The organism is Rhizobium sp. NPDC090275, from assembly GCF_044772225.1.
Classification (GTDB): Bacteria; Pseudomonadota; Alphaproteobacteria; order Rhizobiales; family Rhizobiaceae; genus Rhizobium.
Map to the genome: position 1 here is coordinate 127940 of NZ_JBIVYL010000008.1, position 12126 is coordinate 140065.

9 protein-coding genes are annotated in these 12126 nt (G+C 60.6%); 4 read left to right on the top strand and 5 right to left on the bottom strand.

Annotation, left to right across the window (positions count from 1 at the left end; all coding sequences use genetic code 11):
• The 4 genes from ACIQUB_RS20745 (at position 1) to ACIQUB_RS20760 (ending at position 7627) form a co-directional block, all read left to right on the top strand.
• Positions 1-3129, top strand: coding sequence for a multidrug efflux RND transporter permease subunit (locus ACIQUB_RS20745; RefSeq protein WP_402931713.1), 3129 nt, complete (start codon positions 1-3; stop codon positions 3127-3129).
• A 319-nt stretch (positions 3130-3448) separates the two neighbouring features.
• Positions 3449-3910, top strand: coding sequence for a (2Fe-2S)-binding protein (locus tag ACIQUB_RS20750; RefSeq protein ID WP_113234952.1), 462 nt, complete (start codon positions 3449-3451; stop codon positions 3908-3910).
• Positions 3907-6174, top strand: a complete 2268-nt coding sequence (locus tag ACIQUB_RS20755; protein ID WP_402931715.1) for a molybdopterin cofactor-binding domain-containing protein — start codon at positions 3907-3909, stop codon at positions 6172-6174. The genes ACIQUB_RS20750 and ACIQUB_RS20755 overlap by 4 nt, the downstream gene beginning before the upstream one ends.
• Before the next feature lie 109 nt (positions 6175-6283).
• Positions 6284-7627 carry a c-type cytochrome gene (locus tag ACIQUB_RS20760; RefSeq protein WP_402931717.1) on the top strand — a complete coding sequence of 448 codons (1344 nt, stop codon included), beginning with the start codon at positions 6284-6286 and terminating at the stop codon, positions 7625-7627.
• Positions 7628-7733: 106 nt separating this feature from the next.
• Here the strand turns inward: ACIQUB_RS20760 and ACIQUB_RS20765 are convergent, their stop codons facing one another.
• The 5 genes from ACIQUB_RS20765 to ACIQUB_RS20785 form a co-directional block, all read right to left on the bottom strand.
• Positions 7734-8945, bottom strand: coding sequence for an MFS transporter (locus ACIQUB_RS20765; protein WP_402931719.1), 1212 nt, complete (start codon positions 8943-8945; stop codon positions 7734-7736).
• A gap of 49 nt (positions 8946-8994) precedes the next feature.
• Positions 8995-9228, bottom strand: coding sequence for a GNAT family N-acetyltransferase (locus tag ACIQUB_RS20770; protein ID WP_402931721.1), 234 nt, complete (start codon positions 9226-9228; stop codon positions 8995-8997).
• On the bottom strand, positions 9229-9447 hold the full coding sequence (locus tag ACIQUB_RS20775) for a hypothetical protein (RefSeq protein WP_402931723.1): 219 nt from the start codon (positions 9445-9447) through the stop codon (positions 9229-9231).
• Positions 9448-9745: 298 nt separating this feature from the next.
• The gene (locus ACIQUB_RS20780) at positions 9746-10762 is read right to left on the bottom strand and encodes a zinc-dependent alcohol dehydrogenase family protein (RefSeq protein WP_402931724.1); all 1017 of its coding nucleotides are present in this window, start codon (positions 10760-10762) and stop codon (positions 9746-9748) included.
• A gap of 105 nt (positions 10763-10867) precedes the next feature.
• Entirely contained in the window at positions 10868-12121 is a 1254-nt protein-coding gene (locus tag ACIQUB_RS20785) for a multidrug effflux MFS transporter (RefSeq protein ID WP_402931726.1), read from the bottom strand.
• Between the last annotated feature and the right edge of the window lie 5 nt (positions 12122-12126).

The following is a 12126-nucleotide window of genomic DNA, read 5'->3' on the forward strand; positions in this document are numbered from 1 at the left end:
ATGGCACAACTTTTCATTCGCAGGCCGATTCTGGCCTGGGTCTTCGCGTTGTTCATCTCCATCGCCGGGATCATCGCCATCCCGTTCTTGCCGATCGCGCAGTATCCCAAGGTCGCTCCGCCACAGCTGACGATCTCCACAGCATATCCCGGCGCATCGCCGCAGGAAATCTATCAGGGCGTGACGCGCCAGATCGAGGATGAGCTGAACGGCGTTGCCGGACTGATGTATTTCGAATCGACCTCGGACAATTCTGGGTCGGTGAGCATCAACGCCACGTTCCGGGCGGGAACCAACATCGATCAGGCATCGGTCGACGTTCAAAACGCGATCCGTCGCGTCGAGGCGAGGTTGCCCGCCACCGTGCGTACGCAGGGTGTTACCGTCGAAGAGGCAAGTTCCGGGTTCTTGATGATCGTCTCGATGACGTCGACCGACGGTAGCCGGGACGAGGTCGAGCTAGGCGATTATATCAATCGCAGCGTCATCGGCGAAATCCGACGCATCGATGGCGTTGGTCGTGCCCAGCTCTTCGCCGCGCAGCGCGCGCTGCGTGTCTGGATAGATCCCGACAAGATGGTCGGCCTCAACATCAACACCGACGACATCAACGCGGCAATTACCGCGCAGAACGCGCAGGTGGCGGCGGGACAGATCGGAGCAAGTCCGAACCCCATCACCCAGGATCTGACGGCTACCGTTCTCGTCCAGGGTCAGCTGGGTACGCCGGAACAGTTCGGCGAAATCATTCTGCGCGCCAATCCCGACGGCTCCACGGTCCGCTTGAAGGATGTCGCCCGTATCGAGCAGGGCGCGGAATCCTACAACTTCACGAGCCGTCTCAATGGTCAGCCGTCGGCGGCGCTCGGTATCCAGTTGTCGTCTACCGGCAATGCCGTGGCGGTTTCCGCGGCAATCAAGGCCAAGATGGACCAGTTGAGCCGCTTCTTCCCAAAGGGCGTCGAGTATAGCGTTCCCTACGATACCAGCCCGTTCGTCTCCGCTTCGATCGAGAAGGTGATCCACACCCTGCTCGAAGCGATCGTCCTAGTCTTTATCGTGATGTTCGTGTTCCTGCAGAACTTCCGCTACACCGTCATTCCGACGCTTGTGGTACCGGTGGCGCTGCTTGGCACCTGTGCGGTCATGTATGCGACAGGATTTTCGATCAACGTCTTGACCATGTTCGCGATGGTTCTCGCGATCGGCATCCTGGTCGATGACGCAATCGTCGTCGTCGAAAATGTCGAACGCATCATGGCCGAGGAAGGGCTGTCGCCAAAGGCGGCAACGCGGAAGGCCATGGGGCAGATTACCGGCGCCATCCTCGGCATCACCCTTGTTCTATCGTCGGTCTTCATTCCGATGGCCTTCTTCCCTGGATCGACGGGTATCATCTACCGGCAGTTCTCGCTGACGATGGTCGTATCGATCCTGTTCTCGGCCTTCCTGGCATTGTCGCTTACGCCTGCACTTTGCGCGACCTTCCTGAAGCCGATCAAGGGCGGTCATCATCAGAAGGGCGGTCCGGGCGGCTGGTTCAACCGCAAGTTCGAGCAGCTGACCAACGGATATGCCGCGTCGGTCACCGGAATGGCGCGCCGCGCCGGCCGCATGATGGTCGTCTATCTCGCGCTCGCCGTCGGTCTCGGCTATCTGTTCGTCAACCTGCCGACATCCTTCGTTCCCGACGAAGACCAGGGGTTCCTGATCGTCGACATCCAGGGGCCGCCGGAAGCCAGTGCCAACCGCACGATCGAATCCATCCGGAAGATCGAAACGATCTTCAAGGCGGAGCCGGCCGTTGCCAATATCGTTGCCATTCAGGGCTTCAGCTTCTCGGGCAATGGCGCCAATGCGGGTCTTGCATTCGTCACGCTGAAGGACTGGTCCGAGCGCGGCGAGGGCAACTCGGTGCAGGACATCGCCAACCGCGCCAACATGCAGCTCTTTGCACTGAAGGACGCGACCTCCTTTGCACTGTCGCCACCGCCAATCGAGGGCTTTGGTACAACCGGCGGCTTCTCCTTCCGTCTTCAGGATCGCGCGGGCCTCGGACAAGCAGCGCTTGCGCAGGCGACCGCCGAACTGATGGCGAAGGCCGCGCAAAGCCAGGTCGTGACCGGCGTGCGCATGGAAGGCCTGCCGGATGCTGCGCAGGTTATGTTCGTCATCGACCGCGAGAAGGCCAACACCTTCGGCGTGACGTTCGCGGACATCAACAACGCGATCACCGCCAATCTGGGCTCCTCCTACATCAATGACTACCCGAATAGGGGACGTATGCAGCGTGTCATCGTGCAGGCGCAGGATCGCAGCCGTCTGCAGATCGAGGATGTGCTGAAGATCAACGTGCGCAATGCCAGCGGTGGCATGGTTCCGCTGTCGTCCTTCGCGATCGCGCAGTGGCAGAAAGGCCCGCCACAGATCGTCGGCTACAACGGCTATCCCACCGTGCGCATCTCCGGTGCGCCGGCGCCTGGCCAATCGACCGGCGCAGCCATTGCTGAAATGGAACGTCTGGCGTCGGAACTGCCAGAAGGCTTCGGCTTCGAATGGTCCGGCCAGTCGCTGGAGGAAATCACGTCAGGCAGCCAGGCGCCGTTCCTGTTCGGCCTCAGCATCCTCTTCGTGTTCCTGCTTCTCGCGGGCCTCTATGAGAGCTGGTCCATTCCGATCTCGGTCATCCTGGTCGTGCCGCTCGGCGTGATCGGCTCGGTACTGGCCGTGATGCTGCGCGACATGCCGAACGACCTCTATTTCAAGGTCGGATTGATCGCGATCATCGGCTTGTCGGCGAAAAACGCCATCCTGATCGTCGAGTTCGCCAAGGACTACTACGCCGAAGGCAGATCGCTGCTGGATTCGGCCGTCGGCGCCGCAAAGTTGCGCTTCCGCCCGATCGTGATGACGTCGCTTGCATTCACGCTCGGTGTCGTGCCCTTGGCGATTGCGACCGGACCAAGTGCCGCCAGCCAGAACGCTATCGGAACGGGTGTGCTCGGCGGCATGATCTCGGCGACCATCCTCGCCATCTTCTTCGTGCCCGCCTTCTTTGTCTTCGTGTTGAAGGTGATGCGGACAAAGAGGCCTGTCGAGGACGAGGGCGTAGAAGAGACGCGCGGCTGAGCGCTTCGCGCTGGACCGTCGCGTCGACGATCACGATCAGTTGCTTGCCTTGCGATCGGCTTTTCGAGGTGTCGTCAAAATGTTAGCATGCCAACATCGACAGTGTCGGTACGCGTGACCACTCGGCCACGCGTACCGACAACGCATTTATGTCCGTGCTTCATAAGCCCAAGCAATTTCGAGCCACTTATAACCGGTGGTGAAATAAACGAAACTCAAAGGCTAACTGCGAGACTGGGCGAATTCACTCCTGGTCTTGATTCCAAGGGATCGACCGATCGCAGCTGAATCCAGCTGTGCCGGCTGTCAAGGAGCGATCATGAGACTTGAGATCAATAACCAGACGCATGAAGTTCAGTCGGAAGGTGACACGCCGCTGCTGTGGGTCATTCGCGACGAACTTGGCATGACCGGAACCAAATATGGCTGCGGTCTTGCCCAATGCGGTGCCTGTTCCGTGCTGGTCGATGGCGCGATCGTTCGATCCTGCGTGACGCCGATCGACAGTGTTGTGGGCCATTCGATCACCACCATCGAGGCGATGGAAAATGATCCGGTCGGCCAAAAGGTGGTCGCTGCATGGGTTGCCCATCAGGTTCCGCAGTGTGGCTACTGTCAGTCTGGCCAGGTCATGGCCGCGACCGCGCTTTTGAAGCAGACCCCCAATCCTTCGGATGACGATATCGCCGCTGCGATGGTGAACCTCTGTCGATGCGGAACCTACAACTCGATCAAGGCGGCCGTTCAGGATCTCGCCGGACAGAAAGTAGGCACGCTATGAACGAGATCACTCACAATATTCAAGCCGAAGGCGAAGTCCCGAACGGCGAGCCGGTCAACATCTCCCGGCGCCGCTTCCTTCTTGGAACCATGGGCGCCACTGCCGGCGCGCTGGTCATTGGCTTCGGCGTGCCGGTCCGCGCCGTGCGTGCTCAGGAAGCCGCTGCAAGCATGGCGCCCGGTACCCGCGTTCCGGCCTTCCTGGAAATCCGTCCGGACAATACGGCCCGGCTGATGAGCCCGTTCGTCGAAGGCGGGCAGGGCGTCTTTACCGCCATGGCGCAGATCGTTGGCGAAGAACTCGACCTGGACCCACAGTCCTTCGTCGTCGAGAACGCGCCGACTGGTCCCGATTATCTCGTCGTGATGGGCAAGATGCGCATTACCGGCGGCAGTATGTCGGTTCGAACGAGCTATGACACAATGCGCCGTCTCGGCGCGCTGGCGCGCGCGATGCTCTTGCAGGCTGCGGCCGGCAGGTTGAACCTGCCGGTCGATCAGCTGTCGACGGAACCCGGTTATGTGGTGCACGCCGCCACGGGCCAGAAAGTGGCCTATGGCGATCTCGCCCACGATGCGTTGGCGCTTCCGGTTCCAGCGCCCGACAGTGTCACCCTCAGGGATCCGAGCCAATTTCGCTGGATCCGCAAGCCGGTGCAGCGGCTTGACGTTCACGACAAATCCGTCGGCAAGGCGATCTATGCGATCGACTGCAAGGTGGACGGCATGCTTCACGCCGCCGTGCAACACGCACCGCGCCTCGGCATGTCGGTCGGCGCGATCCGCAACGAGGATGCGGTCAAGGCGATGGCCGGCGTTCAGTCGATCCACCGCCTTCCGGGCGCGGTTGCGGTTGTGGCCGAGCGCTGGTGGCATTCCAAGCGTGCCGCTGAATCGCTGCAGGTAGAGTGGAGCGAGGCCGGTGAGACGCCGATCATTGAGGGTATCCGCGCCATGCCCGCGGATTTTTCGACCGCTGCGTTCAGCCAGCGTCTCGCGAACGAGCCGGGCAACGGCAAGGACGCGGAGAGCAAGGGCGATGCTGCCGGTGCACTTGCATCGGCAAAGACGGTGGTCACCGCGACCTACCACAGCCAGTATCTCCACCACGGCCAGCTTGAGCCGCCTTCGACATTGGCGCGGTTCAACGATGACGGCAGCCTGGATCTCTGGATGCCGAACCAGGCGCCGGAAATGTATCAGGCCGCGATCGCCAAGCTGATCGGTCTCGATGCGGCGAAGATAAACATCCACAGCCCGCTTCTCGGCGGCTTTTTCGGCCGGCACTTTCTCTATCCGTCCGCCAACCCCTATCCGCAGGCGATCCAACTCGCCAAGGAGACAGGCAAGCCGATCAAGCTGATCTGGACCCGCGAAGAGGAATTTCTGCGCGACCCGCTGCGGCCGATGGCTGCGGTGCGATTCCGTGGTGGCCTGGATGAAAGCGGAATGCCGATCGCACTGGAGGCCATCAGCATTTGCGAAGGCCCCTCGGAGAATATCAACGGCCACAGCGAGGACAAGCTCGATGAGACCGCCGTCGAAGGTCTGACGGGCAAGGAATACGCCATCCCCAACCGACGGATCGCTCAGATCTACGTCGAGAACCCGACAATGCTCGCCTATTGGCGTTCGGTCGGTAATTCGATGAACGACTTCCTCTATGAAACCTTCCTCGACGAACTGGCGGACAAGGGCGGTAAGGATCCTTACGAGCTGCGCGTGCAGCTCTTGAAGGATAACGCCAGACTGTCAAACCTGCTGAAGGCCGTGGGCGAGATGTCCGGTGGCTGGAAGCGTGGCCCGTTCACGGCCGAGGACGGCACGCGCCGCACGCGCGGGGTTGCCATGGCCTCTCCGTTCGGCAGCTTTACCGCTGCGATCGCGGAGGTTTCGATCCGGGCGGGCGAGGTTGTCGTGCACGATATCTGGGAAGCCATCGATCCCGGCAGCATCGTCAATCCGGCGATCATCGAGGCGCAGGTCAATTCGGCAACGGCGCTTGGCCTTTCGCAAGTGCTCCTGGAAGAGGCCATCTACGAAAAGGGCGAGCCGGTCGCGCGCAACTACGATCTCTATCCCATCCTTCCGCCGAGCCGGATGCCGCGGGTTCATACGCGGATCATCGAGAGCGGGGAGAAGATGGGCGGGATTGGAGAACCGGGACTGCCTGCCATCCCGCCAGCTGTGGCGAACGCTGTCTCTACCCTGACGGGGCAACGCATCCGCAGCATGCCGCTCTCCCACTACACGTTTGAAAGCTAGCGCGCGTAAGCGGCGCACCGCCCGTGCCGGCCGGGGAGGATCGTTCCCCGGCCGTTTGAGCCTGAGGCAACAGCCTTCAAACGCAGCACTCATAAGGGATGACCAATCCTTGAAAAAAATTCTTCTCGTTCTTCTCGCGATCATTGTCATCGTCGCCGGAGGCCTGACATGGTTCGTTACCAGCAAACCATCCTCACCCTTTGACGGCGGAACCGCCTCAGGGGCGGCAAGCAATGATCTGGTGCAGCGCGGCGAGATGGTCGCGCGCCAGGCCGACTGTGTCGCCTGTCATAGCACGCCCAGCGGCAAGCCGTTTACCGGCGGCCTTGAAATGGGCACGCCACTCGGATCGATCTTCGCCACCAACATCACGCCCGACCGGGAAACCGGTATCGGCAGCTACTCGTTGGCCGATTTCGATCGCGCTGTCCGCCACGGCGTGACGCCGGATGGCCGGCGTCTCTACCCGGCCATGCCTTATCCCTCTTACGTCAAGTTGAACGACGACGACGTACGCGCGCTCTATGCCTTCTTCATGAATGGCGTCCAGCCCGCGAACGAGCCAAACAGGCAGAGTGGCATCAAGTGGCCCTTGAACATGCGTTGGCCACTCGCTTTGTGGAACGCAGTGTTCGTCGATCAGGGCACTTATGTCAGCAAGCAGGACAAGGACGATCTTTGGAATCGTGGGGCCTATCTCGTGCAGGCCGCCGGGCATTGCGGCGCTTGTCACACGCCACGCAGCCTGACCATGAACGAAAAGGCGCTGGACGACGCAAGCCCGCTCTTCCTTTCCGGCGCGCTGCTTGACGGCTGGTATGCGCCGAGCCTTCGCCAGGATCACAACACCGGTCTTGGTCGCTGGAGCGAAGACGACATCTTCCAGTTCCTGAAAAATGGCCGCAACAAGCACGCGGTGGTCTTCGGCTCCATGGCGGAAGCTTACAACAATTCCACGCAGTTCATGACGGACGAAGACCTGAAGGCGATCGGCCACTATCTGAAGTCGCTTCCGGGCGACGCCGGACGCGATGGCTCACCGTGGACATATGCGGAGGCGACACCAGTGTCGGCACCGGCCGCCAACAGCGCGCCGGGTGCTCAGACCTACGCCACCCGCTGCAGCTTCTGTCATGGGGTTGATGGCCGCGGAAAGAACGAGTGGATCCCGCCGCTGGCTGGATCGGCCGCCTCGCTGATCGAACATGTCGACTCTCAGGTCAACGCCACGCTCAACGGTTCGGCACGCGTGGTGACGGCAGGCGTTCCCGATGCCTACCGGATGCCACCCTTCCGCCAGCAGTTGTCGGATCGCGAGATCGCCGACGTGCTGACCTACGTCCGTTCCTCCTGGGGCAATCATGGCGGCCCGGTGAAGGCCGAGGACGTGAAGGCGATGCGCGAGCATACGGACCCAGCGAGCAGCAACCCGATCGTTCTACAGATGCGGTAAAGCAAAGCGCATCTGAGCCAGCGCAAACTTGGCCGGCTCAGATGTAGTTGCTGAGGTCATCGGTGCACGATCTAGTACCACAAGGACGGCGGCTGAGGCTGTCAGACTATGCTTTCCGCGCGTGCGAAACGTGGATGTGCCTGCGCTGTGCCACCCACAGAAGAAAAGCCACACCGACCAAAGCCATCGCGCCCGACATGATGGCCGTCCAACCATCAAGTTCCCAGAGAAAGCCTGCGAGCAAGGAACCAACCGCGCCGCCGAGAAAGTTGCACGAAACGAAAGCGGTGTTGAGACGGCTTCGAGCTTCTGGCTCGACCGAGAAAAGGCGGGTCTGGTTGAGAACGTTGTTGCCTTGGATCGCAACGTCGAAAAGGAGAACGGCAACGGCGACGGGTATGATGCTGGCCGAGCCGGCGGCGCCGATCCCGAGCGATACAAACGCCAAGAAAAGTGCCGCACCCGTGCCGGCAGCAGAATAGCCATTGTCATGCAGCCAGCCGACGCGTCTCGCGGCAAGCGAACCGGCAAGGCCGACCACGCCCATCAGGCCGATCTGGCTGAGAGAGTATGAGAACGGCGGGGCGCTGAGGAGGAATGTCAGCCCCGTCCAGAACATGGTGAAGGTGCAGAAGCCGATGGTTCCGATCGCCAGGGTGACCTGAACCGATCTGTGTTTGCGGACGACGGCGGGTACCGAGGCAAGCAGCAGTCCATAGGCGATGCGGGGTCTCTCGTTTTCACTTGGCAACACGCGCGTCAGCAACACCGAGAAGGACGCCGTGGTCGCCGCGGCGAGAAAATAGACGGTCCGCCAGCCGAAGGCGTCCGCGATGACGCCGCTGACCGTGCGTGACAGCAGGATACCGATCAGGATGCCGCCGACGATGGTTCCGACCGTTCGCCCACGCTCCTCGGGGCTTGAGAGGTCGCTTGCGAGCGGAATGAGCAATTGGCCGGCCACGGTCGTGAGGCCGACAGCTGTGAGGGCCGCCAGAAGCGTCGTGTAAGACGGCGCCAGCGCGGTCGCGAGCAGTGCCAACGCTGAGACAAACATAACGACTGGAATCAGCGTGCGCCGGACCATGACGTCCCCCAGCGGAACGATCAGGACGATGCCGAGCGCATATCCGATCTGCGTCATCGTCACGAGCGCGCCGGCCGAGCCAATTGGCACGCCGAGGGATTTCGCGATCGTTGCAAGCAGAGGCTGCGCCCAATAGAGGTTGCCAACCGCCGCGCCGCCGACGATGGCAAACAGCCAGGTCATTCCGCCCGACATCCGTTTCGGTGTTGATGGAAGTTCGGTTGCCGACATGTCATTTCCTGTAAGGCAATTGCGAAGAGGCTTGCAAAAGCACCTCGTGTCAATCTTTAAGCTCGCGGGTCATCTCGATCATGGTGGGTCGGAAGCCAAGTGCAGCGAATAGCTGTTGAGCTGTCTTGTTTTGCTGAGCAGTTGAGAGAACGACCCGTTCAGCCCCACGCGACGTGATCTCGGACAACGCCGCTTGAAGAAGCAAGCTACCGATGCCTTCGCGTCGACGGGAAGCATCGACGAAAAGATCGTGCACAACACCGGCAGGTCCACGCAAGGACATTTAGTCGTGCCCTTCCATCTCTTCATAAACGTAGCCAAGCAAAATGCCGCCCTGTTCAGCAACGAGTAGTATCGCGTTCGGATCATCGATCTTCCGCTCCAGAAAGCGGGCATAGGCTGGTGGCGTGTCCTTGGTCGCTTCGATGAAGCGCTGAGGATCGAGTTTGTGATGTAGCGCGACAAGAAGCGTGCCGAAAGCACCCAGGATCTGGACATCCAATGGTACTGCGGCTCGGATAACGAGGTCGGATGACGCTGAGCCAGTTCTCTTCATTGATGCCTGGAGCCTGTGCGATGATCGGCGGAATAGTTAGCGACAATGCGTTCTATCTGTTTCTACGACTTCCGTCAGCCGATCTCTGTCTTCTCGGCTGCTGATCGCCCCAGAAATGGTGACAGCCATGCGGCGGATTAGAGCGCCAGATCCAAATAGGCCTGTTCTGCCGGCTCATGGGTCGTTATCGGGCAGATCCCAGGCATCTTCGATCGCTCGGTCGTAGATGCCTGGGCTTCGTCAGTTAGACGCGCAGCAGAGCCTTGATGGCGCGGCGTTCGTCCATCGCCTTGTAGCCCTCGGCGACGTCCGCGAGGGGAACCTCGAGGTCGAACACCTTTCCGGGGTTGATCTTGCGATCGAGCACGAGATCCATCAGGTAAGGCAGGTAGCGACGGACCGGTGCCGGACCGCCAAGCAGGCTCTTCTGCTGGAAGAACAGGTTCTGCCCGTCGAAGGTCACGCCATGCGGTACACCGACGAAACCGATCTTGCCGCCGGGACGGGCGGCGCTAACGGCCTGTGTCATGGATTCCTGCGTGCCGACGCACTCAAGAACGGAATCCGCGCCAACGCCGTTGGTCATCTCCTTGATCAGCTTGACACCTTCTTCGCCACGCTCGGAAATGATGTCTGTCGCTCCGAACTCGAGAGCGAGATCCTGGCGCGTCTTGTGGCGGCTCATGGCGATGATGCGCGATGCGCCCATCTGCTTGGCCGACAGCACACCCATCAGGCCGACGGCACCGTCGCCGACAACGACCGCCGTCGAACCTTCCTGCACACCTGCCGCGTCAGCCGCATACCAGCCGGTGCCGAGCACGTCGGAAACCGCCAGCAGGCTGGGAATGAGGTCGTCGGCGGGCATCTCTGGCGTTGCGACCAGCGTACCGTCCGCGAGAGGGACGCGTGCGAACGGCGCCTGCGCGCCAGTCATGAATTCGCGCTGTTCGCACGAGGACTGGAAGCCGAATTTGCAATGCGGGCAGGTGTTGTCCGACAGGCAGAACGACCCAACCACGAACTGGCCGGGCTTCACCGTCTTCACAGCGCTGCCGACTTCGACAACCACGCCGCAATATTCATGGCCCATGGCCATTGGTGCGGTCACCTGATTGGCGCCGCGAAACGGCCAAAGGTCCGAACCGCAGACGCAGGAGGCCGCCAGCTTGATGATCGCATCGGTCGGCTTGAGTATCTTGGGCTCCGCGACCTCTTCGCATCTAACGTCGCCTGGAGCGTAAAGCATTGTTGCCAGCATGGGTGAGTTCCTTTCATGTTACAATGGGACCGCGTTCACTCGTTCGGCGGCAAATCGGTCAGCGCGCAGAGTTCTGTTTGCGCTTCGAAATCCGCTGCCCGTTGATTATTTCTGTTTCATTTCCGTTCCATCTTGAGTCACCAGGCCGACGCAAAGCACACAACCTACACCCATCAGGCCAATGACCCAGCCCATTGGCCATGGTGTTCCGTCGGCGAAAAGTCCAACAAGGCCGGAACCGGCAATGCCGCTGCCGTATTGAATTGCGCCGACCAGCGCCGACACTGCTCCAGCCTGCTCCGGGAAGTCGGACAGCGCTCCGGCAATCGAATTGGCGACGATGAAGCCGGTCATGGACACAAATATGAGAAGTGGGACGAATATACCCCAAAGGCCCCCAGCGTCGAAATAAGAGGCGACCGCCAGAACGATACCAGCGATCATAGCGCAAAACGCTGCGCGGGACAGTATCGTGTCCATGCCAGAACGTGGCACGAGACGGGTGTTCATCAGGTTGGTTGCAACGATGCCTATAATGCCCGAACCGAACAGCAGGCCGTAATATTCAGCCGGAACATGATGGTATGTGATGAAGGCGAATGGGGTGCCAGCTATATAAGCGTAAATGCCCGAATAGAAGAATGCACCCACGCCGGCGTAGCCGAGGATTTTCCTATGGCCGAGTAGTTTGCCATACCGACCAAACGCGCCAAGAAGCGAATCCTGCCGGCGCTTTTCGGGCGGTAGGGTCTCCGGGAGCGTGAACAAGGCAAGCAAAGTGGCCGCACCGACTATCACTAGCGTCCAGAAGATAGCTCGCCAGCCGGCGACAGCAGCTATCTGGCCGCCGATGATCGGGCCGAGGAGCGGTGCGATAGCCATGACCGCAATCAACGTCGAAAGCATCTGTGCTGCACGCGGCCCGGCGTAGAGGTCGCGAACCATAGCTCGTGACAATACGACACCGGCGCATGCCCCCAGCGCTTGAACGATACGCCAGATTATAATCGCTTCGACATTCTCGGCCATCGCGCAGCCAGCCGAGCCGATGATAAAGAGAACAAGGCCGGCGGCCACGGGCACGCGGCGTCCATATTTGTCGCTCACAGCACCCCAAAAGAGTTGGCCGAGGCTGAAACCGATCAGGAAACCGGAAATCGTGAATTCTACGCTGCCGGTACTCGCTCCAAGTGAGGCAGCCATCTCCGGCATTGCCGGCAGATAGAAGTCGGTCGAAATGGATGCAAATCCCATGAGAGCGCTGAGAATGCCGAGAACATGCCAGCGACTTGCATGAGTTGCCTGTATCTCAATCTTTCCTGCCCGAACAAAGGCGGCGGCGTCGTTTTCGGATGACATGTGAT

What these genes read in the sequence shown, in the direction of transcription:
- ACIQUB_RS20780 (WP_402931724.1), bottom strand. Translation starts at nt 10,762, where the DNA reads ATGCTGGCAACAATGCTTTACGCTCCAGGCGACGTTAGATGCGAAGAG.
- ACIQUB_RS20750 (WP_113234952.1), top strand. Translation starts at nt 3,449, where the DNA reads ATGAGACTTGAGATCAATAACCAGACGCATGAAGTTCAGTCGGAAGGT.
- ACIQUB_RS20770 (WP_402931721.1), bottom strand. Translation starts at nt 9,228, where the DNA reads ATGTCCTTGCGTGGACCTGCCGGTGTTGTGCACGATCTTTTCGTCGAT.
- ACIQUB_RS20755 (WP_402931715.1), top strand. Translation starts at nt 3,907, where the DNA reads ATGAACGAGATCACTCACAATATTCAAGCCGAAGGCGAAGTCCCGAAC.
- ACIQUB_RS20745 (WP_402931713.1), top strand. Translation starts at nt 1, where the DNA reads ATGGCACAACTTTTCATTCGCAGGCCGATTCTGGCCTGGGTCTTCGCG.
- ACIQUB_RS20765 (WP_402931719.1), bottom strand. Translation starts at nt 8,945, where the DNA reads ATGTCGGCAACCGAACTTCCATCAACACCGAAACGGATGTCGGGCGGA.
- ACIQUB_RS20785 (WP_402931726.1), bottom strand. Translation starts at nt 12,121, where the DNA reads ATGTCATCCGAAAACGACGCCGCCGCCTTTGTTCGGGCAGGAAAGATT.